Raw genomic sequence first — 25,412 nt, forward strand, 5'->3', positions numbered from 1 at the left:
CGCTTTGGGTAGAAGGGGTGGGACGAGAAGTCTCCCACAGTCTGTACTGGTCAGAGTCAGAATCGAGTCTGTAGTCCCACCCCACCCCTTCAAGTCTAAACATACAAGCGAGCCTGCTCGCGATAGCAGACGGACAGTCGACGCAGATGTCACCCGACACTCCGCCATCGCGAGCAGGCGCGCTCCCACAAGGAGATGAAATCAATTGAACATTCAATGGAGTTGTATGTATGGGCCCATGGCTCGATAGCGTGACCGGTTGGTTGACGGTGAACCCACAATGGCTGGCTGCGGCGGTGTTCATCGTGGCGTTTGTGGAATGCCTGGCGATTGCCGGCCTGATCGTGCCTGGCACGGTGCTGCTGTTTGCCGTCGCGGTGTTGGCGGGCAGTGGAGCACTGTCATTGAGCGAAACGCTGCTGCTGGGTTTCCTGGCCGGCGTTCTGGGCGACATCGTTTCCTACTTCATTGGACGTCATTTCCATCAGAACATCCGGCGCCTTCCAGGGCTGCGTCATCATCCAGAATGGATCGCCGGGGCCGAGACCTACTTCCAGCGTTACGGTATCGCCAGCCTGTTAGTCGGACGTTTTATCGGCCCTCTACGCCCCATGCTGCCAATGGTCGCCGGGATGTTCGACATGCCCTTCCCGCGCTTTCTTGCCATCAGCTTGCTGGCCGCTGCGGGCTGGAGCGTCGCCTATCTTCTGCCTGGCTGGGCCACGGGCGCGGCAATACGCTTGCCACTGCCGGAAGGGTTCTGGCCTGAAGCGGGCATCGTCGCGGGGAGCATTGCGGCAATGGTCGGCCTGAGTATCACTAGCAGTATGCGCCGCCACCGCAAAGCAACGGTGCTGATTGCCGGCATGAGCTGTTTGATTCTTGCAGGCCTGTTCATCGGTTACCCGTACCTGACAGCCCTTGATCAGGGGGTGATGACGCTCATCCAGGAACATCGCAAGCCGATGCTCGATGAGGTCGCCGTCACGTTCACGCTGATCGGCGAATTCCGCAACATGCTGATGTTCAGCGCCCTGCTGACGGTACTGTTGCTGCTTACCCGACAGTGGCGACAAGCGATATTCGCCGGCAGCACTCTGCTCTTCACGGCACTGGCCAATACCGCGACGAAGCAATTTTTCGCCCGGGTGCGTCCTGAGGTGTTGAGTGATCCGCTGGTGAGCTACAGCATGCCCAGCGGGCACGCCTCTGGCGCTTTCGCGTTGTTCCTGACCCTGGCTGTGCTGGCCGGGCGCGGACAACCGCCGCGGCTGCGTCTGACGTGGTTGCTGTTGGGATGCTTGCCCGCGCTGTCGATCGCCCTGTCTCGGGTGTATCTGGGCGCGCATTGGCCGACCGATGTGGTGGCTGGTGCGATGCTCGCCGCGTGCGTATGTGCTGCAAGCCTTTGGCTGATTCAGCGCAAGGAACCGCTCAACGCCATGCCACCCCGGGTCTGGTGGCTGGTGCTGCCGGCCCTGACGATACTGTTCGGCTTTTTCGCGCTGAGGCATTTGCCCCACGCGATGTTGAGGTATGCCTACTGAGTTTGCTGACAAAAATCCCGTAGCAGCTCTCCTGTGGGAGCAAAGCTTGCTCGCGATGGCAGTGCGTCAGGAAGTCTTGGTGTTGACTGACACGCCGCCATCGCGAGCAAGCTCTGCTCCCACAGGTTTTCGAGTCTCGCAGGCTCGGCAGCTGCTACACGTGCTACAGCGATTAACGATGCATGATGATTTCAGGCAAACAACTCGCCCTGCAACTCATCCAGCAGCGCTTGAATGGCATCCAGCCGCTGCTGCGGATCATCAAGTTGCAGCAAATCAATCTTGTCCACTTCGGCGAACGGCAGCAGATAGGCAAGCTGATTGGCCAGAGACTGCTGACCGGTGGCTTCGGTGCCCATGTTCAATGCTTCAACCATCGGATGTTCGGCCAGGGCCTTGAGCAAGGCGACCAGATCGGCATCCTCATCCTGCAAAGGTTGTTCTGGCTCGTCTTCCAGCCACTCGACCTCGGCAATCGTCAACTGATCGCGCTGGACCTCGGTGCGCAACACATTGAAACGCCTTCCGCCCTGCACGCGAATACCCAACAAGCCATTTTCTTGCTGCTTGAAGTCAGTGATCAGTGCTTCACAGCCCACCAGTGCATAGCCCTCGGGGGCTAGACCGACCTCTTCGCCGTCGAGGATGCACACCACGCCAAAACCGCCGCCCTGCTTCATGCAGCGGCCGATCATGTCCAGGTAGCGCGCCTCGAAGATCTGCAAATCGAGAATGCAGCCAGGAAACAACACTGTGTTCAGCGGAAAAAGCGGCAAGCTCATAGACATTTCCTTACACCACCATCGACACCGCCAACGGCAGGAACACCGCCGTGGCCACGCCCATCAGACTCATCGCCAACGCCGCGAAGGCGCCGCACTCTTCACTTTCCTGCATCGCCACCGCCGTGCCGACCGCGTGGGCGGTCATGCCCAGGGCCATGCCGCGGGCTTCGGCGCTGTGCACACCCAGTCGGGTCAGCAGGCTTGGCCCGAAGATCGCCCCGATCACGCCGGTGATCAGCACAAACACCGCCGCCAACGCCGCGACACCACCAATCTGCTCGGCCACCAACATGGCGATCGGCGACGTCACCGACTTCGGCGCCATCGTCATCAAAATCATGTGTTCGGCGCCAAACCACCAGCCCAGCAACACGCCCATCCCCGTGGCGACGACACCGCCTATCACCAGCGTAGTAAATATCGGCCAGAACAACTGCCGAATCCGTCGCAGATTCAGGTAAAGCGGAACGGCCAGTGCAACCGTCGCCGGCCCTAACAGGATGCTGAGAATCTCGGTGCTTTTGCGGTATTCGGCGTAGGTCAGACCACAACTGATCAACACGCCGATCACCAACAGCATGGAGACCAGCACCGGCTGCAAAAAGATCCAGCGGGTTTTCTCGAACGCCGCCAACACCAACTGATAAGCGCCAAGCGTGATCCCGATACCAAACAACGGATGGTGGATTACCGACGTCCAGGCGCCGTGCCAATCGAAAATCATTGGCTGTCCTCGGGATGGGCGTGACGCTTGACCATGCGCTGCATCAGCACGCCGGCAAACGCCATGGACAGCAGGAGCGACAACACCAGGGCGCCAACGATGGCCCAGAAGTCAGCCGCAATGTCCTTGGCATACACCATCACGCCCACTGCCGGCGGTACCAGCAGCAACGGCAGATAACGCAGCAGACTGCTGGCTGCCAGGTTCAGAGGTTCGCCCACCTGGCCACGGAATATCAGGAACACCAGCAGCAACAGCAGGCCGACGATAGGCCCCGGCAGCACCGGCAGAAACAGGTGATTGATCGCTGTGCCGAGCAATTGGAACAGCACCAGCCAGGTTAAACCTCGTAACAACATCCTTAAATCTCCTGCAGAACCCGTCCCCGCGGTAGCGGGCCGAGCATTATAAGCACGTCATCGCTATAGATCGGCATTCGCCAAAAGCATGGTCAGTTGACCTTGGCCCATTGCCATGTTGATCTAAAGTGGTAATTCGGGAGGTCAAATCCCCCCACCTAAAAACTATAAAACCGATGAACCCAAGGAGAGTCTCAATGCCCTATGTTCCCGTTGCAGAGCTCAAAGATTATGTCGGCAAGGAACTTGGATGTTCCGAATGGCTCACCATCGATCAGGAGCGCATCAACCTGTTCGCCGAAGCCACCGGGGATTATCAGTTCATCCACGTCGACCCGGTCAAAGCCGCGCAAACGCCTTTCGGCAGCACTATCGCCCACGGCTTCCTGTCGCTGTCACTGATCCCCAAACTGATGGAAGACATCCTCGTCCTGCCTGAAGGCCTGAAGATGGTGGTCAATTACGGCCTCGACAGCGTGCGGTTCATTCAACCGGTCAAGGTCAACTCCAAAGTAAGACTCAAGGTCGAACTGAGCGAAGTCAACGAGAAGAAACCCGGCCAATGGCTGCTCAAAGCCACCGCCACGCTTGAGATTGAAGGCTCGGACAAGCCGGCGTACATCGCCGAACCACTGTCACTCTGCTTCGTGTAAACCATCCCGGATGCGAAGCAGCTCATGCTGTTTCGCGCCCCCTCTCTATATATAAGTGATAGAGCTGCGGCATACTCGGTCGCCTAATTGCCCGGATCCCGCTATGCGCTCGATTGCCCTCCTCGCCTTGACCCTGATGCTGACCGCTTGCGGCGACGGTGAATCACTGTTGCCGCCTGACGCTCGCCTCCCGGACGGTGGGCGTTATCGCGGCGATCTGGTCAACGGACTGCTGCAAGGCCAGGGTCGCATCGACTACCCGAACAGCAGCTGGTACGCCGGCGAGTTCGACAAAGGGCAATGGCATCGCCAGGGGGAATGGCACGGTAGCAACGGCGAGGTCTATCGCGGGCAATTCAATCAAGGCCTGTTCGACGGCCAGGGCACGCTGACCACCAACGGCAGCAGCTACACCGGCGGGTTCAAGGCGGGTCGGCGGGACGGCGAAGGCACCCTCAAAGAAAACGGCATGACCTACCGTGGCGAATTCAAGGCCGACCAGTATTCCGGGCTCGGTCGACTCGAACTCGACGACGGCAGTTCGTATCAAGGTCAGTTCGCGCACGGCAAACCCAACGGTGAAGGTCAGCGCGGCGACGCCAGCGGCAATCAATTCACCGGGCATTTCGTCGACGGACAGCTGGAAGGCAACGGAACATTCAACAGTGCTGACGGCGACATTTATGTCGGCAGCTTCAAAAACAATCAATTGCACGGCAAGGGTCGCTACGAAAATGCCGACGGCGATGTCTGGCTTGGGCAATTCAAGGAAGGATCGCTGAACGGCAAGGGCGAGTTGATCGGCGCCGACGGCAGCCATTACATCGGCCACTTCAGCGACTGGCGCTTTAGCGGCCCAGGTCGACTGAACCTGCCAGACGGCAGTTTCTACATTGGCCAGTTCGACAACGACAGTTACTCGGGCCGCGGCACCCTGGTATTGACCGACGGCACCGTGCAAAGCGGCACCTGGATCAATGGCCAGCGAGTCCGCGACGCCGACGGCAAGCTGCTGCCCGACAGCCTCGAACTCGGTCTTTTGGCCCAGGGCCGCTTGCTCGAAGAAACGCTGGCCAGCGTGCCCGCCTCGACCCCGGCGATCGAACTCTACACCTTGACCCTCGGCGGTGATGGCAAACAGAGCGTGTTCCTGCGTGAATCCGACTATGTCAGCAACATGCTCAGCAGCCGCTTTGGTGCTTATGGTCAGATTCGCCTGGTCAACCATCGCGACCATCTCGTCGATCGGCCGATGGCCACCCGGGAAAACCTGCGACGCGCCGCCGCAACGCTGGCCGAACGCAGCGGGCCGGAAGATTTGATCTTCATCTACCTGACCAGCCACGGCAGCAGCGAGCACGAACTGGTGCTCGACCAGCCCCGCATGGAGCTGTCAGACCTGCCGGCCGACGAACTCGCCGCCGTGCTGGCCCCGCTGAAAAACCGCGACAAGATCATTGTCATCTCGTCGTGCTACTCCGGTGGTTTCATCCCGATGCTCAAGGATGAACGCACCCTGATCATGACGGCGTCCCGCGCCGACCGTGTGTCGTTCGGTTGCTCGGAAGAAGCCAACTTCACCTACTTCGGTGACGCCCTGTTTGCCCAGGCACTGAACCAGACAGACGACCTTGAACAGGCGTTCAAGCTGGCCAAGGCTACGGTGGCCGAGCGTGAGCTCGCAGACAACTTTGAAGCCTCTGAACCGCAGATATGGGCGCCGAAGACGGTCCTGTCCCACTGGCAGTTGTTGCGTAAACAACAAGCACGCAAGGCACTGCAAAGTGTCTCTATCAGCAGCAAGGATGCAAAGAGCAACTAAGCTGAACAGTATCAAGGGAGAAACACTATGTACTTGACGCCTCAGCACGTACTGCTTGCCGGAGCTACCGGGTTAACCGGTGAACACCTGCTTGACCGCCTGCTCAACGAACCCACGATTACCCGGGTTTTGGCCCCTTCACGCCGACCATTGGCCAAACATCCCCATCTGGAAAACCCCGTCGGCGACCCGGCCGTGTTCCTGCCACAACTCAACGGCCGCGTAGACATTGCCTACTGCTGCCTGGGCACCACAATCAAACAGGCCGGCTCGGAAGAGGCGTTCCGCGCAGTGGACCTGGACATGGTGGTGGCCTTCGCCAAACGTGCCCGAGAGATGGGTGCACGACACCTGATCGTGATCAGCGCGCTGGGGGCCGATCGCAGATCCTCGGTTTTCTATAACCGGGTTAAAGGCGAAATGGAATACGCCCTGCGTGAGCAAAACTGGCCGCAACTGACCATTTGTCGCCCATCACTGCTGCTGGGTGATCGTCTGGAACCGCGTTTTGCCGAGAAAGTGGCAGGGCCTTTGTCTCGACTGATCCCGGGTAAATATCACGGCATCGAAGCTTGTCAGCTGGCCCGCGCAATGTGGCGGTTGGCATTGGAAGAGCAGGATGGGGTGCGGGTGGTTGAATCGGATGAGTTACGCAAGTTAGGTAAGTAATTCGCAGACATGTGGCGAGGGAGCTTGCTCCCGCTGGACTGCGCAGCAGCCCCATTTTTTTGGGGCCCCTTCGCGGCCCAGCGGGACGGTGCGACGATTCGACAAGCTCCCTCGCCACAAGAGTCGCTCTGCGGCTTACAATCCGCCAGTCGCCTGAAAACCCACGCCGAGCACCGTCAACACAGACAACGGCAACAACAGCGTATCGAGCAGCGCACTCGCCGGCAGATCAATACCCGGATAGCTCGGCGCCTCAGCGCCAAAGCGGTCCATCGCACAGCAACCGCCGTTCATGGCATACAAATCCAGTCGAGTCCCCGAGTACACAACCGGAGCCCCTGGCTTGGCGGCATCCAGCGTGCGCGCCGTGGCACAGCCCGCCAATTGCAACGCCAGGATAATCATCAGCAGTCTATTCATCGCTGGTCAAATGGTGCTCACCCCAACGCGGCAACATGTCCTGGGGAATGTTCAGCAGATTGAGGATCCGCGCCACCACGAAGTCGATCAGGTCATCGATGGTCTGTGGCTGATGGTAGAAGCCCGGCGACGCCGGCAAAATCGTCACGCCCATGTTCGACAACTTGAGCATGTGCTCCAGATGAATGCTCGAATACGGCGCCTCACGCGGCACCAGAATCAACTGGCGGCGCTCCTTCAACGTCACGTCGGCGGCACGCTCGATCAAGTTGTTGCAGGCTCCCGTCGCGATTGCCGACAAGGTCCCGGTCGAACAGGGCACGACCACCATCGCCGCCGGTGCGCCAGAACCAGAGGCCACGGGTGACATCCAGTCTTCCTTGCCGTACACGCGAATTTGCCCGGCGGCAGCGCCGGTGTATTCGGTGAGGAAGGCCTGCATCATCTGGGTTTTGGGTGGCAGCGAAACGTCCGTTTCAGTGGCCATCACCAGCTGCGCGGCCTTGGAAATGAGGAAGTGCACCTCGCGGTCCTCGCGCACCAGGCAGTCCAGCAGGCGCAAACCATACTGGGCGCCCGAAGCGCCGGTCATTGCCAGCGTGATGCGTTCCGGACCGTTGTTCATTGCAGGGCCTCGGCGAGTTTGCCGTGCAGGCCGCCGAAGCCGCCATTGCTCATGATCACCACGTGAGTGCCTGGCTGGGCCTGGCTTTTCACGCGCTCGATGATGCCTTCCAGCGTATCGCTGACGATCGAGGGCACGGTGCACAGCGCGGCAGTGCCCGCCAGATCCCAACCGAGGTTGGCCGGCGCGTACCAGATCACCTGATCGGCATCGTTCACACTGTCCGGCAAGCCATCGCGGTGCGCGCCAAGCTTCATGGAGTTGGAGCGGGGTTCAATGATCGCAATCAGCGGAGCGTCACCGATGCGCTTGCGCAGGCCGTCGAGCGTCGTGGCAATCGCAGTCGGATGGTGAGCGAAGTCGTCGTAAATAGTAATGCCACGGACTTCGGCAACTTTCTCCATCCGACGCTTCACGCTTTTGAATGCACTCAATGCAGCAATCCCCATGGACGGGACAACACCGACATGCCGCGCCGCAGCTAACGTCGCCAGCGCGTTGGCGACGTTGTGCTGACCGGTCATGTCCCACTCGACCACGCCTTGAACCACACCTTCGAACATCACTTCGAAGGCAGAACCGTCTTCGCTGAGCAACTTGACCTGCCACTGACCACCCGCACCGGTGGTTTGAACCGGCGTCCAGCAACCCATTTCGATCACTCGCTGCAACGCGGGCTCGGTGGTCGGATGGATCACCAGGCCTTCGCTGGGAATCGTGCGCACCAGATGATGGAATTGGCGTTCAATTGCCGGAAGATCCGGGAAGATGTCCGCATGATCGAACTCAAGATTGTTCAGGATCGCGGTGCGCGGACGGTAGTGAACAAACTTCGAGCGTTTGTCGAAGAACGCACTGTCGTATTCATCCGCTTCAATCACGAAGAACGGTGTGTCACCCAGTCGCGCCGACACCGAGAAATTTTGCGGGACACCACCGATCAGGAAGCCCGGGCTCATGCCGGCGTGCTCCAGTACCCAGGCCAGCATGCTGCTGGTGGTGGTCTTGCCATGAGTGCCGGCGACGGCCAGCACCCAGCGGCCTTGCAGCACGTGATCCGCCAGCCATTGCGGGCCGGAAACGTAAGGCAAGCCTTTGTTCAGTACATATTCTACGGCCGGGTTGCCGCGGGACATGGCGTTGCCAATCACCACCAGATCCGGTGCCGGATCCAGTTGGGATGGGTCGTAGCCTTGGGTCAGCTCAATGCCTTGAGCCTCAAGCTGAGTGCTCATCGGCGGATAGACGTTAGCATCGGAACCCGTTACGTGATGGCCCAGCTCTTTGGCCAGAACCGCCATCGAACCCATGAAAGTGCCGCAAATACCAAGAATATGAATGTGCATAGTCGACCTCGTAAAACATGGCCGCAGGTTAGCGTAGGGTGGGAAAATTCGCACCTTTGTTTCGCCCGTACCGATGCCATCGCCAGCAGGCTGGCTCCCACAGTGGATTTGAGTAAGCTTCCAAATCGAGAGTCCAGCCCATTACCTTGTGGGAGCTAGCCTGCTGGCGATGGCCGCGCCACGGTTTATCGGGCGATACCGTGTTTACGCAGCTTGCGGTAAAGCGTATTGCGACTCACCCCTAGCTGTTCAGCCGTATGCGTCATATGCCATCTCGTCTGTTCCAGTGCATTGAGTAACGCCAGCCGCTCGGCGTCTTCAAGGGGATGGTCCGATGCCACGTCGTCTGCAACAACCGGTGTCGGGCGAACCTGCCGAATCATCACAGGCAAATCGTCCAGACCGATTCGTCCGCCGTCACACAACGCAGCCAGCGTGCGCAGCACGTTACGTAACTGCCGAACGTTACCGGGCCAGGCGAAATCCAGCAGCGCCTGTCGCGCCAGTCCGTCGATGACCACCGTTTCCCCGCCAGTTTCTTCCGCCAGCAAAAAGTCGAGTAATTCTGATTTATCGGTTCGCTCGCGCAACGCCGGCAACGCGACCTCCAGCCCATTGAGCCGGTAATACAAATCCTCGCGGAAACTGCCGTCCTGCACCCGCTCCATCAAATTGCGGTGAGTGGCGCTGATGATCCGCACGTTAACTGACTCCGGCTCACCACCGATCGGCACCACCTGCCGGTCTTCCAGCACTCGTAACAGCCGCGTTTGCATGGCCAGCGGCATGTCGCCGATTTCATCGAGGAACAGCGTGCCGCCATCGGCCTGCTGCAACTTGCCGCGCATGCCTTCCTTGCGTGCGCCCGTGAAGCTGCCGCCGCGGTAACCGAACAATTCACTCTCGATAAGGCTTTCCGGAATGGCCGCGCAGTTGAGGGCCACGAACGCTTTTTCAGCCCGCTGACTGGCGTTGTGCACGGCCTTGGCGAACGCTTCCTTGCCGGAGCCGGTTTCGCCATTGATCAACAGCGGCACGTCCCGCTCGAAGACTCGCAAGGATTTTCGGAAGTCTTCCTGCAGCGATGCATCGCCAAGACAAATGCCAGACAAACGTGGACGGTCGGCAATGATCGGACGCTGTACCACAGGCACCGGAATGCTGCGGGGTTGTCCGCGCAGCAACGCGAATAGGTGCCGCCCGTCACGCGTGCGCAACGGCCAACTCGCACTGGCGTTGATGCTGGCGCGGCCGAGAAGTTCATCTAGCGAGCAGTCGAAAAACGCCTCGACCGGCTTGCCCAGCAGTCCGCCACGTACATGCCCCAACAGATTCAAGGCACTTTGGTTGACGGCGCTGATCCGCCCTTCCCCGTCGAACGCCAGCAACCCTTCGCTGAACAGCCCGACGGATTCGGCCTGCAGGTGAAAACGCAGCAACCATTGGTTGTCGAAGTAGCGCAGGAAATAGCAGCTTTCGATCATTTTCGCCGAAAGATTGACCAGGGCCATGGTATGGAACTGGCTCTGGCGCGAGACGTCGTGACGCGCGGAAGATACGTCCAGCACGGCCAGCAGTTCGCCATGCGGATCGAAGACCGGGCTGGCCGAACAGGTCAAACCGGTGTGGCGACCACGAAAGTGTTCGTCCTGGTGAATGGTCAGTGACTGCCGCTCCACCAGGCAGGTGCCGATACCATTGGTGCCTTCGCAGGCTTCGCTCCAGTCGGCGCCCAGCCACAGGCCGGCGCGTTCGAAAATCTTCCGCTCGGTGGGGGCCGTGACGCAATTGAGGATGACGCCGCGAGCGTCGGTCAGCAGCACCGCATGTCCGGCGCCGGAAAGTTGCTGATGGAGACTGGTCATTTCAGTGCCGGCAATTTGCAGCACTTGCTGCAAACGTTCGCGGCTTTCCAGGACGCGGCCGTGTTCCAGCACGGTCGGCGCAATCGTCAAGGCCGGGTCGAGGTGATAATCCTCAAGACAACGCAGCCAGGAACGGGCGATGGACGGGTCACTGCCAGGACCGCGCAGACGGGATTTCCCCTGGGTCACGGTCAAGACTTGCTGGGCATGGCGACTTAAATGGTTGTCGTGCATTTTGTTGTTCTTCTCCCTGCCGGGTCTGGTTCGCCCCGTGTAGCAGCTGCCGTGGCTGCATTCGGCTGCGGAGCAGTCGTAAAACCGTATTCGATATTTACATGCCAAACCGAGGCAATCGCTTCGCACTCGAACGCAGCCTTCGGCAACTGCTACAGACAACGTGTGGCCGAGCATCCTCCAGCCCGGCGAGTATTGCAATGCTCGCAAGACTGCCTGGTCACACACTGCGCCACAACCGGTACAAACTGTCACACGGGCTGTACCGATACCGTCACAGACGCCGCCCGCCCGTCCGACTGAAACCCGGTAATCCCTTGATTTGACTGACCTCAAAGGCAGTGGCCCGACCTTTGCTCTACGCTTATAACAAGCGCACATGCGCTCTCCCTTATAAGCACAAAAGCCAAGGAGAAATCACTATGCGTTACGCTCACCCCGGTACTGAAGGCGCTATCGTTTCGTTTAAAAGCAAATACGGTAACTACATCGGCGGCGAGTTCGTCGCGCCTGTTAAAGGTCAGTACTTCACCAACACTTCGCCAGTGAATGGCCAACCCATTGCCGAATTCCCACGCTCCACGGCCGAAGACATCGACAAAGCCCTGGACGCTGCCCACGCCGCCGCCGACGCCTGGGGCAGTACTTCTGTCCAGGCACGCTCGCTGGTGCTGCTGAAGATTGCCGATCGTATCGAGCAGAACCTGGAACTGCTGGCGATCACCGAATCCTGGGACAACGGCAAAGCCGTTCGCGAAACCCTGAATGCCGACATCCCGCTGGCTGCCGACCACTTCCGCTACTTCGCCGGTTGCATCCGTGCTCAGGAAGGCAGTGCCGCCGAGATCGATGGCAACACTGTGGCCTATCACATTCATGAACCGCTGGGCGTGGTCGGTCAGATCATTCCGTGGAACTTCCCGATCCTGATGGCGGCCTGGAAACTCGCCCCGGCGCTGGCCGCCGGTAACTGCGTGGTGCTCAAGCCTGCCGAGCAAACGCCGCTGGGCATCACCGTGCTGATGGAACTGATCGGCGACCTGCTGCCGCCGGGCGTGCTCAACGTGGTGCAAGGCTATGGCAAAGAGGCCGGCGAGGCGCTGGCCACCAGCAAACGCATCGCCAAGATCGCGTTTACAGGTTCCACTCCGGTGGGCTCGCACATCATGAAATGCGCTGCCGAAAACATCATTCCGTCCACCGTGGAGCTGGGTGGCAAGTCGCCGAACATCTTCTTCGCCGACATCATGCAGGCTGAAGAAACCTTCATCGAAAAAGCCGCCGAAGGCTTGGTATTGGCGTTCTTCAACCAGGGCGAGGTTTGCACCTGTCCTTCCCGCGCACTCGTGCAAGAGTCGATCTACGACGACTTCATGAAAGTGGTGATGAAGAAGGTCCTGTCGATCAAACGTGGCGACCCGCTGGACACCGACACCATGGTCGGCGCCCAGGCGTCCGAGCAGCAATTCGACAAAATCCTTTCGTACCTGGAAATCGCCAAGGGCGAAGGCGCCGAGCTGCTGACGGGCGGCAAGGTCGAAAAACTCGAGGGCAACCTGTCGACCGGGTATTACATCCAGCCGACCCTGCTCAAGGGCACCAACAAAATGCGCGTGTTCCAGGAAGAAATCTTTGGCCCGGTGGTGAGCATCACCACCTTCAAGGACGAAGCCGAAGCCCTGGCCATCGCCAACGACACCGAGTTCGGCCTGGGTGCCGGCCTCTGGACCCGCGACATCAACCGCGCCTACCGCATGGGCCGCGCCATCAAGGCCGGTCGCGTCTGGACCAACTGCTATCACCTGTACCCGGCGCACGCCGCGTTCGGTGGTTACAAGAAGTCCGGCGTCGGTCGTGAAACCCACAAAATGATGCTCGATCACTATCAGCAGACCAAAAACCTGCTGGTGAGCTACGACATCAATCCGCTGGGCTTCTTCTAAACGTCTGCCACGAGCAGGCCTCCTCTCCTACGGGGGAGCGGCGGTGCGACGATTCGACTTGCTCGCGATAGCGCTCGTTCCTTCAACACTCAAGTGAATGACAAACCGCATTCGCGAGCACGTTCGCGCCCGTAAGGGAGCCTTCGCACTACCCGGCAACTTGGCCGGCCAAAACAATAAAAACAGGTGAACTCTTATGCCCAGCGAACCTACGCCCGCTCCGGCGGCCGGCTCCTCTGTCGACTTCGAAAAAGTCGGCTCCGATTATTTCCAGCAACGTGAATTGAAAAAAGGTGCAGCAGGCTGGGTCCTGCTGGTGGGCCTGGGGGTGGCTTATGTCATTTCCGGCGACTACGCGGGGTGGAACTTCGGCCTGGCCCAAGGTGGCTGGGGCGGGATGTTTCTTGCCACGCTGCTGATGGCGACCATGTACTTGTGCATGTGTTTTTCCCTTGCTGAATTGTCCTCCATGATTCCCACCGCGGGTGGCGGCTACGGTTTTGCCCGGAGCGCCTTCGGCCCCTGGGGCGGATTTCTGACCGGGACGGCGATCCTGATCGAATACGCCATCGCCCCGGCAGCGATTGCCGTGTTTATCGGTGCCTACTGCGAGTCGTTGTTCGGCATCGGTGGCTGGATGATCTACCTGGCCTTCTACATCATCTTTATCGGCATCCACATATTCGGTGTCGGCGAAGCGCTGAAACTGATGTTCGTCATCACCGCCGTTGCCGCCCTGGCACTGGCCGTTTTCCTGGTGTCGATGGTGCCGCACTTCAACGTCGCCAACCTGCTGGACATCCCGGTCACCGAGGCCAAGGGCGCGAGCAGCTTCCTGCCGTTTGGCTATGTCGGCGTGTGGGCAGCCATTCCTTACGCGATCTGGTTCTTCCTGGCTGTCGAAGGCGTGCCACTGGCCGCGGAAGAAACCAAAAACCCGAAACGCGACCTGCCTCGCGGCCTGATCGGCGCCATGCTGGTGCTGGTGAGTTTTGCGCTGCTGATTCTGGTGATCGGGCCCGGTGCGGCTGGCGCCAATGCACTGCTGACATCCGGCAACCCGCTGGTTGAAGCATTGAGCAAAGCCTATGGCGGCTCGACCTGGATGGGCAGCTTCGTCAATCTCGTGGGCCTGGCGGGCCTGATCGCCAGTTTCTTCTCGATCATCTACGCCTACTCACGGCAGATCTTTGCCTTGTCCCGCGCCGGCTATCTGCCGCGCAAACTGTCGGAAACCAACAAAAGCAAGGCGCCGGTGCTGGCGTTGATCATTCCCGGGATCATCGGTTTCGGGTTGTCGCTGACCGGTCAGGGCGACTTGCTTATTCTGGTGGCCGTGTTCGGCGCAACCATTTCCTACGTCCTGATGATGGCCGCGCACATTACGCTGCGTATTCGTCGCCCCAAAATGGATCGGCCTTACCGTACACCGGGCGGCATCTTCACTTCTGGTGTAGCGTTGGTATTGGCGTGCATCGCTGTCGTGGCAGGATTTCTGGTGGATCCGCGAGTGGTGATTGGTGCAGCGGTCATCTATGGAGTGTTAATTGCTTACTTCGCTTTCTACAGTCGGCATCACTTGGTAGCAGGCACGCCCGAAGAAGAGTTCGCGGCGATTCAGGCCGCTGAAAAAGCCTTGCACTAACAGCCGCAAATCACGGCGCAGGCCTGGTCTGCGCCGTCACGGAGAATCTGTATGGCTAGTTTTGCTCACACGGTCGGCAACCAGACCTATCGCTTCGAGAGCCTCAAGGACGTCATGGCCAAGGCCAGCCCTGCGCGGTCCGGGGATTTCCTGGCAGGTGTCGCCGCCCTCAACGATGGTGAACGGGTGGCCGCGCAGATGGCCCTGGCTGACATACCGCTGAGTCATTTCCTACAGGAAGCGCTGATTCCTTACGAGGACGATGAAGTCACCCGCCTAATCATCGACACCCACGATAAACAGGCTTTCGCCGTGGTCAGCCACCTCACCGTCGGCGGTTTTCGCGACTGGCTGCTCAGCGATGCCGCTGATGAGCAAAGCCTGCGCGCACTCGCCCCCGGGCTGACCCCGGAAATGGTGGCCGCCGTTTCAAAGATCATGCGCGTGCAGGATCTGGTGCTGGTGGCGCAGAAAATCCGTGTGGTGACCAAGTTTCGCGGCACGATGGGCCTGCGCGGCCGCTTATCCACCCGTCTGCAGCCCAACCACCCCACGGATGAGCCCGCCGGCATCGCCGCGAGCATTCTTGACGGTCTGTTGTACGGCAACGGCGATGCAATGATCGGCATCAACCCGGCCACCGACAGCATCGCCTCGATCTGCGCGATGCTGGAAATGCTCGATGCCGTCATCCAGCGCTACGACATTCCTACACAGGCTTGCGTGCTGACTCACGTCACGACGTCCATCGAAGCGGTGAACCGCGGCGTGCCACTGGACCTGGTGTTCCAGTCCATCGCGGGCACCGAAGCGGCCAACGCCAGTTTCGGCATCAACCTGAACATACTTCAGGAAGGCTACGACGCGGGGTTGAGCCTGAATCGCGGCACCCTGGGCCAGAACCTGATGTATTTCGAGACGGGCCAGGGCAGCGCCTTGTCCGCCAACGCCCACCATGGCATTGATCAACAGACCTGCGAAACCCGAGCCTACGCCGTCGCGCGACATTTCAAACCGTTTCTGGTGAATACCGTCGTAGGGTTTATCGGTCCCGAATACCTCTATAACGGTAAACAGATCATCCGCGCCGGCCTTGAAGACCACTTCTGCGGCAAGTTGCTGGGTGTGCCCATGGGTTGCGATATCTGTTACACCAATCACGCCGAAGCGGACCAGGACGACATGGACACCCTGCTGACGCTGCTTGGCGTGGCCGGGATCAACTTCATCATGGGCATCCCCGGCTCCGACGACATCATGCTCAACTACCAGACCACCTCGTTCCATGACGCGCTCTATGCGCGGCAAACCCTGGGTCTGAAACCGGCGCCGGAGTTCGAGCAATGGCTGGCCAAAATGGGCATCTTCACCCAGGCGGATGGCAAGGTTCAGTTTGGCAACAGCCTGCCGCCGGCATTCCGCCAAGCCTTGGCGCAACTGGGATGATCGTTGATATGGATAAACCACCCGTCGATCCGCAAAACCCTTGGCTGGAGCTGCGCCGACTGACACCGGCGCGGATTGCACTCGGTCGAACCGGCACCAGCATGCCCACCGGTGCGCAGCTGGATTTCCAGTTTGCCCACGCCCAGGCTCGAGACGCCGTGCACCTGCCGTTCGACCATGCCGGTCTTGGCGCACAGCTGGCCGAACGCGGGCGTGAGAGCGTGCTGCTGCACAGCGCAGCCACTGATCGCAACAGCTATTTGCAGCGTCCGGATCTGGGCAGGAAGCTCAGTGACGAGTCGGCGCAGACGCTGCGAGCTTATGCACAAGCCCATCCCGGCGGGGTGGATCTGGCGATTGTCGTCGCCGACGGGTTATCGGCACTGGCGGTTCATCGCCACACGATGCCCTTTCTGGAGCGCATGGAAGAGCAGATCACGGCTGAAGGCTGGTCCGTGTCGCCGGTGATCCTGGTTGAACAGGGCCGCGTGGCCGTCGCCGACGAGATCGGCGAGCGACTGGGCGCAAAAATGGTCGTCATCCTGATCGGCGAACGCCCCGGACTCAGCTCGCCAGACAGCCTGGGACTGTATTTCACCTACAACCCAAAGGTCGGCCTGACGGATGCCTATCGCAACTGCATCTCCAATGTCCGGCTGGAAGGGTTGAGTTATGGAATGGCGGCGCATCGTCTGCTGTATCTGATGCGTGAAGCGTGTCGGCGGCAGCTGTCAGGGGTCAATCTGAAGGACGAAGCCCAAGTGCAGACGCTGGAAACGGAGCCAGGCGTGGAGATGAAAAGTAACTTCCTGCTGAGCCCGCCCGAAGCCTGAACCGTTTCCGCATTGCGTTTGAATGCGGATTTCAGGCAGGATCGACGCACGGCTGCCCGAGTGAGAACCGTTCGCCGTCAGAGCACGTGAAGACAGCCACTTGAAGACGAGACCTATCGATGCGGATTATTCAAGCGACCCTCGAACACCTGGACCTGCTGACCCCGTTGTTCGTCAAATATCGGGAGTTTTATGGCTCCCTGCCGTATCCGGACTCGTCCCGGGCGTTCCTTGAGAAACGCCTGCGCCGCAAGGAGTCGGTGATCTACCTGGCACTGTCCGATGAGGACAACAACAGGCTGATGGGTTTTTGCCAGCTGTACCCGAGTTTTTCATCGCTTTCACTCAAACGCGTGTGGATCCTCAACGACATCTACGTTGCCGAAGATGCCCGCCGTCAACTGGTCGCCGACAACCTGATTCGTACCGCGAAAAAAATGGCCAAGGACACCAATGCCGTGCGCATGCGCGTGTCCACCAGCAGCGACAACGAAGTCGCGCAGAAAACCTACGAATCGATCGGATTCAAGGAAGACACCGAATTCAAGAACTACGTACTGCCGATCAGCGACGAGCTTTAAGCCTCACGGTAGGAGCAAAGCTTGCTCGCGATAACGTTGTGTCAGCATCGGATGCGCTTAATGACACACCGCTATCGCGAGCAAGCTTTGCTCCTGCTGAAAAAGCAAAAAGCACCGTCCGTCTCCGCGACATCCCCCGCTACAAACTCGACGCGCTTTTCAGTTGTCTGTCCGTATAATGCCGACCTTTCCGGCTTGTAAGAAAAACTACACCCGTCTGTAGCCTTTCGCGAAGTCATCCGCACAGGCCTGCAGAGTCGGGCCGTCACCACAGGTGCTTTCCATGGATTTCAACCCGCTTGACCTCATCTTGCATCTCGATGTTTACCTCGACATGCTGGTCACCAATTACGGGCCATGGATCTACGCCATTCTGTTTCTGGTGATTTTCTGCGAGACCGGTCTGGTCGTGATGCCTTTCCTGCCGGGTGATTCCCTGCTGTTTATTGCGGGCGCCGTCGCGGCGGGCGGAGGCATGGATCCGGTATTGCTGGGCGGGCTGCTGATGCTGGCCGCGATACTCGGCGACAGTACCAACTACGTGATCGGACGAACGGCCGGAGAACGCTTGTTCAGCAACCCGAACTCGAAAATCTTTCGCCGTGACTACCTGCAACAAACCCACGACTTCTACGACAAACACGGCGGCAAAACCGTGACCCTGGCGCGCTTCCTGCCGATCATTCGGACCTTTGCGCCGTTCGTCGCCGGCGTTGCAAGAATGCCCTACCCGCGTTTCTTCGGTTTCAGCGTCCTCGGCACGATCCTCTGGGTCGGCGGCCTGGTGACCCTCGGTTACTTCTTCGGCAATGTACCGTTCATCAAGACCAACCTGTCGCTGCTGGTCGTCGGCATCATTCTCCTGTCCTTGGTGCCCATGATCATCGGCGTGGCACGCAGCCGCTTTGGCGGTTCGAACTCGAAAGCCCAACCGCGCTGATCACCGATGTGGTCCCTTAGCGCCTGGCGTCGCCAGCGCATCCTGGCCAGACACCCGATTGCCGACGACATGTGGCAACGGGTGCGTCACCACCTGAGTTTTCTCGACGGCATCACCGCTGCCCAAGACCAGTGGTTGCGCGAAGCCAGCGTACTGTTCCTCGAAGACAAACACCTGACCGCCCTGCCCGGCGTGGAGCTGCACCAGGAACAACGCCTGTTGCTGGCGGCCCAGGCGCAATTGCCACTGCTGAACCTGGGCGATTTGAACTGGTATCAGGGTTTCCACGAAATCGTGCTCTACCCCGACGACTTTCTCAGCCCTCAGCGTCATCGCGATGCCAGCGGCGTCGAACACGAGTGGGATGGCGAGCACAGCGGCGAAGCCTGGCAGCAAGGCCCGATCATCCTCGCCTGGCCCGGCGTAATGGCCAGCGGCGGTTGGGAGGGCTATAACCTGGTTATCCACGAACTGGCGCACAAGCTGGACATGCTCAACGGTGACGCCAACGGCCTGCCACCGCTGCATGCCGACATGCGGGTCAGTAACTGGGCGAAGGTCATGCAGGACGCCTACGACGATCTCGATCAGCAACTGGAGCGTAATCCCGACGCCGAAACCGCCATTGATCCGTACGCAGCGGAAAACCCGGCAGAGTTCTTCGCCGTCACCAGCGAATACTTTTTCAGCGCCCCGGATTTGCTGCACGAGGCTTATCCACAGGTCTACGAGCAGTTGAAGCTTTTCTATCGGCAGGATCCTTTGGACAGGCTGCGGCAACTTCAGGCCAATGACCCGGTCTATCAGGCACACGACTAAGGTCTCTACGACCCTGTCGCGCATGGCATCGGCGGCGGAATATGCCTATAATCGCCGCCACTTTTTGGTCAATCCGGCCAAGTGTTTTTGGTCAACTAACGGGGGCACCGCCCAATGAGCTACAGCAAGATTCCGGCTGGCAAAGACCTGCCGAACGACATCTACGTCGCGATCGAGATTCCGGCCAACCACGCGCCGATCAAATACGAAATCGACAAAGACAGCGATTGCCTGTTCGTTGACCGTTTCATGGCCACCCCGATGTTCTACCCGGCCAACTACGGTTTCATCCCGAACACCCTGGCTGACGACGGTGATCCCCTCGACGTGCTGGTTGTGACCCCTTACCCGGTTGCTCCAGGTTCGGTCATCCGCGCTCGTCCAGTCGGCATCCTGAACATGACCGACGACGGCGGCGGCGATGCCAAAGTCATCGCAGTACCCCATGACAAGCTGTCTCAGCTGTACGTGGACGTGAAGGAATACACCGATCTGCCACCGCTGTTGCTGGAACAGATCAAGCACTTCTTCGAGAACTACAAAGACCTCGAGAAAGGCAAATGGGTGAAGATCGAAGGTTGGGGCGACGCTGAAGCTGCCCGCGCCGAGATCATGAAGTCGGTTGCAGCCTACAAAGGCTGAGAAGCTCCAGGCTTCTAGCAACAGGCATCAAGAAAAACCCCGGTTGATCCGGGGTTTTTTGTAGACGCCTATAAATCACCATAAACGTTTCGTTTAACCCGCATCCGTTTTGGTTTTTTCTTGTTTAATTTCCCTACATTACGTCTTACATCCGGTCGTAAAATTCCCTCGATATTTGAACGGCTCGTTGATTCAAAGCCCTGCCCCGCGACATTAGACTCGCGTTTATGAAAAAGAATAAAACCTGCGGTAAACGATTCAAGGTTCTCCTCAAAGAGGCGAAAATCTCGACGACGGCATTTGCCGATTTCTGGAACATCCAACAGGCTCAAAACGTTCACAACTGGTACACCCGCGGCGTGCCCGAATACCGTATGGAAGAAGTCGCCAGAATTCTGTCCGTTAAAAGCGAGTGGCTGAAAACCGGCGAAGGTCAAAAAGACGCCAAGGAACTGCGACTGACCGACGAGTCCGGCAATGCCCTGGATGCCCAAACGATCCGTGGTTCCTACCGGGTGATCGAGCCAACCGATGTCGAACTGCATTTCTATAAAGAAGCACCCGTTACGCCCGGCGCCACCAAAACCCATGTCATCAAAGATCCCGGCCAAACCATCCGCCTGCCCCGCAGCGATCTCGATTCCCTGGAAATCAAACACATCGACGCCATCTGCGTTCGCATGACAGGCAACAGCATGGCCGAAAAAATTGACGACGGCTCCATCGTCGCCATAGACCGGGGACTGACGCAAATTATCGATGGCGAGATTTACGCGATAGAGCATGACGGCATGCTGTTGATCCGCTACCTGTATCGGGTACCGGGCAATGCGATACGCATGCGCAGCCACAACAACAGCCGATACCCGGACGAAGTCTTTCGCCCACCGCAAATTGATGATGAAAATATACGCGTCATAGGGTGGGTGTTCTGGTGGTCGACCCTGAACAAACGACGACCGCCCATTCCATTTTTGTAAGCGGGTTCTGTAGCAACTGGTGCAGGTTGTGTCCGGTAGATCGCCGAACGCAGGCTTCGCCAGCTGCTACAGATTAGCGTGAACGAGCAATCACCCACATCAAGCTGGGAATTGCGTAAAAAAATCAGTATGCTGCGCCCCACATTTGCGCATCGACCCTCCCAGAGGCTCAGATCGCACCGACCAGGCAGATGATTTTCTCGCCGAGTCCCACAGCCGGACGCAAGATCCGGGTGTACGTTTTGAAGGCTGGCGCGGTTTACCAAAAATGAATCAAGCCAGTCCCCGAGAAGCCGGCCACAAGCCGGCTTTTTAATTGTCCGAAATAATCCTATCCCATCCGATAATCTTCCTGCTAGCGTAGCTATTCCGGGGGTTTCAAGCATTCCCCTGTCCGATGGCGTTCAAAGCCATCCGATCTCATCCAACGATGAAGTGGGGGGACAGGTGGGGGGACAAAACGGGCGACAGGGGAAATCTAATGGGTAAGCTAAATCCGAAACAAGTCGAAAACCTGACCGAACCCGGCACCTATGAAGATGGTGATGGGCTTCGCTTGGTCGTCAAACCTACTGGGCGTAAATCCTGGCTGCTTCGCTTTCAACTGGCAGGCCGCCGTAGAGAGATGGGTCTGGGCTCATTCCCTGAGGTGAGCCTCAAGAAGGCCAGACAAGACGCCAGCACTAAACGCAGCCAACTGAGTGATGGCATTGATCCCCTGGCAGCCAGAGACATAGAGCGCGCCGCTCAACGGGAAGCCCAGCGTGCAAGTGAAGCCAAGCAACTAAAATTCGAGACGCTCGCAACGCAATACCGTGATGCTCACGGCGCGGCGTGGTCGGAAAAGTGGCGTAAAGGCTGGCTGCGGAAGCTGGAGCTGTATGCGTTTGATCACATAGGCAAGCTTTCAGCCGAAGACATAGGCACTCCCGAAGTACTTAAGGTATTGCAACCCATCTGGGCCACCAAGACCAGAACCGCTGACGAGGTACGTGGACAAATAGAACAAGTCCTGGACGCAGCCAAGGCACGTAACCTGCGACAAGGTGAGAACCCTGCTCGCTGGCGCGGGCACTTAGACAATCTATTGAGCCGTTCTGAAAAGAGGAAAGCTCGGAAGCGCGAGCACTTTGAAGCTTTGCGCTGGCAGGAAGTGCCTGAACTGATGATGAAGCTCAGGGCAAACTCAACATCTCCATCATGGGCCGCTCAACTGCTGATCATGACCAGCGCACGTGCCCACATGGTCAGGTTCGCTCGTTGGGATGAGTTTGATCTAGAAGCTAAAACTTGGTCACTGCCAGATGAGCGAATGAAAATGCGGGTGGCTTTCGTCATTCCGCTTGCTGATGAAGTCGTAAAGCTGGTGAAAAGCATTCCGCGAGATGAAGGAAGTCCTTTTCTGTTCCCAGGCCAAGGCAAGACTGGGGCAATGCATGCAAATGCTGTACGAACCCTACTGCATGACATGGGGTACAAGCACATCACTCGCCATGGCTTTCGATCCTCGTTTCGTGACTGGGCTGGTGAATGCACCCATTACCCACGGGAGGTCTGTGAAATGGCGCTAGCACATGACGAGCGTGATCAGACTGAAGGTGCATATTCTCGCTCGGACTTTTTGGATAAAAGGCGCTTGCTTATGAATGACTGGAGCATATTTACGGCCCCTCACCAACAACCTGAATATCAAGTTAATCTAGAAGTAACCGCCTCGAAAATATGCAATTAGCACACTAAGCAAGGCGCCTCAAGGCGGCAAATTCCACCGTGTGACACATTGCAGATGCGGCTCTAAATCATGATTTGAGAAAGTTTGAAATCTCTAGGGAGGCAGACAAGATCTGCGCAAAGCTATCAAAGCGTGACAAACACTTCTATAGATTCTTGATGCCGACTCAGAGCCGGCATCAAGAATCTATCTTTACATTACAGATAGTGAGGGCTCAACACGAAACACTTCAGCGCAATTAGGACAAGATATATCTCGCCCCTTTAACGCATGTCGAAAATAGTTATCTCGAACCTTACCTTTTCTCTCTACACTTGTAATAATAAATTCGTAAATATCCAAATCCAACGAAATCCAAGTTCCATCCACATATTCTGAAAGCGCATTCGAAAGCGTATTAGCGGCTTCAGCATAACTACGCCATGGTTTGGCCGGACTAGGCGCTAACAACTCAGCCAACATTTCATAAATGTCTTCTCTTATCTTTTTTCCAACCTTAGCCCCCAAAACCCTTCCATTATAAGCCAAATTCACTACGGACATAAAATTCCGCATCCCATCGAACCTGCCAACTTCTAGTGCAGATCTCATAGCCAGCACTGCCGAGGCTTCAGCACGCCCCTCCGCAAGCCTCGATACTGCCGCTTCATGATAAAGAACTGCATAGAAAAATCTCTCTTTCAACTCTACCGTACCACGAGCATCATCCTCCCTTAGCCAGCATCTCAAAATATCCCTCTCAGAAACAACTCCCTGCTTTTCCACAAATCGAGAAACATGTTTTCTATAAAGACTGAACGATTCCTTTGGCCAATATTTTCTAAACGACAACCGCAACATCGCTTGCAGCTTTAACAGTGCATTATAACCATCTACACTTTCGACTTCCGCAACTGAATTGTATGCACCCATAAAACCCCAGCCATTTCAATTAAGAATCACAACTCCTTTTTTACCTTCCTGCACAAGGCGAATCAACCCATCACAGGCAAGTTTTTCATATATATCCTCCAACCTCTCTGAATCTCTAAGTCTATTTGGACAATGACGCCTAATATAGGTTTTATCAAATCGCCTTTCACCTTTTTTATCATAATTTGATCTAATCCAAGCGTGGAGCTCACTTGCATCATTTTCCAACATGGTATCAGGACTGAATACTTTATTAAACTGACGCGAAAACCAATAACCGAGCTCAATTGACGCCCGCATCGTCGTCTCGGAAATATCCCCCTCGCGCCCCTCAAATATGTGAAATATAGCAGCCAATCTAATCATGTTTTCTGCAAGCTTTGATGCATGATCTGGCGCCCACCCATAAATCCCATCTTCCGAAATTTCTTTTTCTATCTGATTTCGCGTATTGTTCCAGATCCAACTAGCGCGCTCCGACAATCGAATCACTTTTCGAGTACACTTGCCAAGGCGACGACCATCAACATACTCTTTCAGAAGAGCAACTGCCTTATCTCCAAACCTCTCACAAGCATCCCATCGCTCCTCAAATCCATCTGTAATTCTAGAGCCTTGAGTGGACTTAGGCCGGCAAAATAAAAACCGAGAAGTAAGACCCGTACCTCTTGCAGCATCTCCCTTAATCTCGTTGAATGACTCAAAAACACTTGGCTGGATCATTAAGCAAAGGACAAGTCTTGCATCGAGCACCTGATAGGACTCACTTGAAACACGCCCCACCCGCACACCATCCCCACTCCAGACTGCATTGATTTTATCGAAATGTTGAAACGCTCCTCCTTTCAGAATCCCTGACGCCTCGCTGGAAATCCATCCTGCCGACGACAATCCTCCATTCATAGTTTGAAACAAAGCCTGGACTGTCACATCATCATTGAGAAACAACAAGCTCAATGGTGGACTTGGCTCTTTATCTTGATGCTCAAAGATCACCCTAGCAACTTCTTCCGTGTCTTCACCTCGTTTAACGCACCTTCTCAATTTAGATTTATGTACTTTTAAAATCTCGACCCAAACAGCATGCAAAGATTTATACTTAATTAACTCAAGACCACGCTCCACAAGGATCGATTCTTGATATTTAAATACACTTTCGGACAACGCACGAAGCGTCGGTGACTTCCCACTCCCAGAGCCGGCAATCGCCATGATAGCAAGCGACAACGGGCAAACATAACCTAGAGGGGACCTAACGTCATATAGACCCTGACAAGCTAATGACATCATCGCCAACGCAGAGCAAACAGCCAGTTCCCTTGGGGATTTTATGTTTCTCTGCACCTCATCAACTGCTTCAGAAAAAACTTCGAACGGTAAATCCGGAACAGTATCCGGTGCAATATGTCTACTTGATGCCTCCTTTGGTCCCGGTGGAGTCCTATTCCATGACGGCTGCCGCGCCGGCCTCTCACCATGCATCAGCGTCCATCCTGTTTTTTCAGTTCAATAAATGCTCTTATCTCCAGCAGATCCCATCCGACTGCGAGGCTTCCGATCTTGAACGGCTTAGGAAAATCCGAATCAAACCACTTTGAACCTGGTTTAATTCGCTCATATATAGTCGACCTACTGAGCCCCAGCATGACCTGAAGCCGATTAATGCGGATTACTCGAAGTTCATCCTCAAAACTATCTATTTGCATAAGACCTCCCTTTGACGCCTCAACTGTATCTGGCAGGTGAAATAGAAACAGCCAAACCACTAAACAGACATTATTTTAAGCGATTGCCTTGACACGACTGGAATTTCGAGAATGACGACTCACGACATTTTTTCTAACCAACAGCCCTCCGCTACCTGCTAAAGCTGCTACCGCTGTAGCAAAA

At 57.1% G+C, this 25,412-nt stretch carries 24 protein-coding genes; 14 read left to right on the forward strand and 10 right to left on the reverse strand.

What is annotated here, in order from left to right:
- The first annotated feature begins 230 nt into the window (after positions 1 to 230).
- Positions 231 to 1,547, forward strand: coding sequence for a bifunctional DedA family/phosphatase PAP2 family protein (locus GBC55_RS21695; protein ID WP_162441209.1), 1,317 nt, complete (start codon positions 231 to 233; stop codon positions 1,545 to 1,547).
- Positions 1,548 to 1,738: 191 nt separating this feature from the next.
- Here the strand turns inward: GBC55_RS21695 and GBC55_RS21700 are convergent, their stop codons facing one another.
- The 3 genes from GBC55_RS21700 to GBC55_RS21710 are packed head-to-tail and all read right to left on the reverse strand — an operon-like array spanning position 1,739 to position 3,415.
- Positions 1,739 to 2,329 (reverse strand): LON peptidase substrate-binding domain-containing protein, encoded by a 591-nt coding sequence (locus tag GBC55_RS21700; RefSeq protein WP_162441208.1) that lies wholly within the window; start codon positions 2,327 to 2,329, stop codon positions 1,739 to 1,741.
- Between the two features lie 10 nt (positions 2,330 to 2,339).
- Entirely contained in the window at positions 2,340 to 3,056 is a 717-nt protein-coding gene (locus GBC55_RS21705; protein WP_247266967.1) for an LrgB family protein, read from the reverse strand.
- Positions 3,053 to 3,415, reverse strand: coding sequence for a CidA/LrgA family protein (locus tag GBC55_RS21710; RefSeq protein ID WP_162439584.1), 363 nt, complete (start codon positions 3,413 to 3,415; stop codon positions 3,053 to 3,055). Before GBC55_RS21710 ends, GBC55_RS21705 begins: the two co-directional genes overlap by 4 nt.
- A 197-nt stretch (positions 3,416 to 3,612) precedes the next feature.
- Here GBC55_RS21710 and GBC55_RS21715 point away from each other — a divergent pair, with 197 nt between their 5' ends.
- The 3 genes from GBC55_RS21715 to GBC55_RS21725 all read left to right on the forward strand — a co-directional run bounded on the left by GBC55_RS21715 (position 3,613) and on the right by GBC55_RS21725 (position 6,559).
- Positions 3,613 to 4,068, forward strand: coding sequence for a MaoC family dehydratase (locus tag GBC55_RS21715; protein ID WP_162439585.1), 456 nt, complete (start codon positions 3,613 to 3,615; stop codon positions 4,066 to 4,068).
- 103 nt (positions 4,069 to 4,171) lie between these two features.
- On the forward strand, positions 4,172 to 5,890 hold the full coding sequence (locus GBC55_RS21720; RefSeq protein ID WP_162439586.1) for a C13 family peptidase: 1,719 nt from the start codon (positions 4,172 to 4,174) through the stop codon (positions 5,888 to 5,890).
- A 27-nt stretch (positions 5,891 to 5,917) separates the two neighbouring features.
- Positions 5,918 to 6,559: an oxidoreductase gene (locus GBC55_RS21725; RefSeq protein WP_162439587.1), complete on the forward strand. Its 642-nt coding sequence runs from the start codon at positions 5,918 to 5,920 to the stop codon at positions 6,557 to 6,559.
- 135 nt (positions 6,560 to 6,694) lie between these two features.
- On the opposite strand, the gene GBC55_RS21730 is transcribed toward GBC55_RS21725, so the two are convergent.
- The 4 genes from GBC55_RS21730 to GBC55_RS21745 form a co-directional block, all read right to left on the reverse strand.
- Positions 6,695 to 6,979: a YceK/YidQ family lipoprotein gene (locus GBC55_RS21730; RefSeq protein ID WP_162439588.1), complete on the reverse strand. Its 285-nt coding sequence runs from the start codon at positions 6,977 to 6,979 to the stop codon at positions 6,695 to 6,697.
- Entirely contained in the window at positions 6,972 to 7,604 is a 633-nt protein-coding gene (gene ubiX / locus GBC55_RS21735) for a flavin prenyltransferase UbiX (protein WP_045061515.1), read from the reverse strand. The genes GBC55_RS21730 and ubiX overlap by 8 nt, the downstream gene beginning before the upstream one ends.
- Entirely contained in the window at positions 7,601 to 8,950 is a 1,350-nt protein-coding gene (mpl, locus tag GBC55_RS21740) for a UDP-N-acetylmuramate:L-alanyl-gamma-D-glutamyl-meso-diaminopimelate ligase (RefSeq protein WP_162439589.1), read from the reverse strand. Before mpl ends, ubiX begins: the two co-directional genes overlap by 4 nt.
- A 185-nt stretch (positions 8,951 to 9,135) precedes the next feature.
- Positions 9,136 to 11,049, reverse strand: coding sequence for a sigma-54-dependent Fis family transcriptional regulator (locus GBC55_RS21745; RefSeq protein ID WP_162439590.1), 1,914 nt, complete (start codon positions 11,047 to 11,049; stop codon positions 9,136 to 9,138).
- Between the two features lie 422 nt (positions 11,050 to 11,471).
- Between GBC55_RS21745 and GBC55_RS21750 the strand changes: the two genes are divergently transcribed.
- From GBC55_RS21750 to GBC55_RS21795, 10 genes are all read left to right on the forward strand, one after another.
- Positions 11,472 to 12,992, forward strand: coding sequence for an aldehyde dehydrogenase family protein (locus tag GBC55_RS21750; protein WP_162439591.1), 1,521 nt, complete (start codon positions 11,472 to 11,474; stop codon positions 12,990 to 12,992).
- Between the two features lie 196 nt (positions 12,993 to 13,188).
- On the forward strand, positions 13,189 to 14,637 hold the full coding sequence (gene eat / locus GBC55_RS21755) for an ethanolamine permease (protein ID WP_162439592.1): 1,449 nt from the start codon (positions 13,189 to 13,191) through the stop codon (positions 14,635 to 14,637).
- A 51-nt stretch (positions 14,638 to 14,688) separates the two neighbouring features.
- Positions 14,689 to 16,083: an ethanolamine ammonia-lyase subunit EutB gene (locus tag GBC55_RS21760; RefSeq protein ID WP_162439593.1), complete on the forward strand. Its 1,395-nt coding sequence runs from the start codon at positions 14,689 to 14,691 to the stop codon at positions 16,081 to 16,083.
- A gap of 8 nt (positions 16,084 to 16,091) precedes the next feature.
- The gene (eutC, locus tag GBC55_RS21765) at positions 16,092 to 16,916 is read left to right on the forward strand and encodes an ethanolamine ammonia-lyase subunit EutC (protein ID WP_162439594.1); all 825 of its coding nucleotides are present in this window, start codon (positions 16,092 to 16,094) and stop codon (positions 16,914 to 16,916) included.
- 119 nt (positions 16,917 to 17,035) lie between these two features.
- Positions 17,036 to 17,497 carry a GNAT family N-acetyltransferase gene (locus GBC55_RS21770; protein WP_162439595.1) on the forward strand — a complete coding sequence of 154 codons (462 nt, stop codon included), beginning with the start codon at positions 17,036 to 17,038 and terminating at the stop codon, positions 17,495 to 17,497.
- 283 nt (positions 17,498 to 17,780) lie between these two features.
- Complete coding sequence (locus GBC55_RS21775; RefSeq protein ID WP_162439596.1) at positions 17,781 to 18,437, forward strand: DedA family protein; 657 nt, start codon at positions 17,781 to 17,783, stop codon at positions 18,435 to 18,437.
- 6 nt (positions 18,438 to 18,443) lie between these two features.
- On the forward strand, positions 18,444 to 19,256 hold the full coding sequence (locus tag GBC55_RS21780; RefSeq protein ID WP_162439597.1) for a zinc-dependent peptidase: 813 nt from the start codon (positions 18,444 to 18,446) through the stop codon (positions 19,254 to 19,256).
- A gap of 114 nt (positions 19,257 to 19,370) precedes the next feature.
- Positions 19,371 to 19,898 (forward strand): inorganic diphosphatase, encoded by a 528-nt coding sequence (gene ppa / locus GBC55_RS21785; protein ID WP_162439598.1) that lies wholly within the window; start codon positions 19,371 to 19,373, stop codon positions 19,896 to 19,898.
- 227 nt (positions 19,899 to 20,125) lie between these two features.
- Positions 20,126 to 20,878, forward strand: coding sequence for a helix-turn-helix transcriptional regulator (locus tag GBC55_RS21790; protein WP_162439599.1), 753 nt, complete (start codon positions 20,126 to 20,128; stop codon positions 20,876 to 20,878).
- A 481-nt stretch (positions 20,879 to 21,359) separates the two neighbouring features.
- Entirely contained in the window at positions 21,360 to 22,610 is a 1,251-nt protein-coding gene (locus tag GBC55_RS21795; RefSeq protein ID WP_162439600.1) for an integrase arm-type DNA-binding domain-containing protein, read from the forward strand.
- A 192-nt stretch (positions 22,611 to 22,802) separates the two neighbouring features.
- On the opposite strand, the gene GBC55_RS21800 is transcribed toward GBC55_RS21795, so the two are convergent.
- The 3 genes from GBC55_RS21800 to GBC55_RS21810 are packed head-to-tail and all read right to left on the reverse strand — an operon-like array spanning position 22,803 to position 25,228.
- Entirely contained in the window at positions 22,803 to 23,522 is a 720-nt protein-coding gene (locus GBC55_RS21800) for a hypothetical protein (RefSeq protein WP_162439601.1), read from the reverse strand.
- 15 nt (positions 23,523 to 23,537) lie between these two features.
- Positions 23,538 to 25,004 carry a YfjI family protein gene (locus GBC55_RS21805; protein ID WP_162439602.1) on the reverse strand — a complete coding sequence of 489 codons (1,467 nt, stop codon included), beginning with the start codon at positions 25,002 to 25,004 and terminating at the stop codon, positions 23,538 to 23,540.
- Positions 25,004 to 25,228: an AlpA family phage regulatory protein gene (locus GBC55_RS21810; RefSeq protein WP_162439603.1), complete on the reverse strand. Its 225-nt coding sequence runs from the start codon at positions 25,226 to 25,228 to the stop codon at positions 25,004 to 25,006. Before GBC55_RS21810 ends, GBC55_RS21805 begins: the two co-directional genes overlap by 1 nt.
- Positions 25,229 to 25,412 lie beyond the last annotated feature (184 nt).

It is taken from the genome of Pseudomonas sp. TNT3, from assembly GCF_010095445.2.
GTDB lineage: Bacteria > Pseudomonadota > Gammaproteobacteria > Pseudomonadales > Pseudomonadaceae > Aquipseudomonas.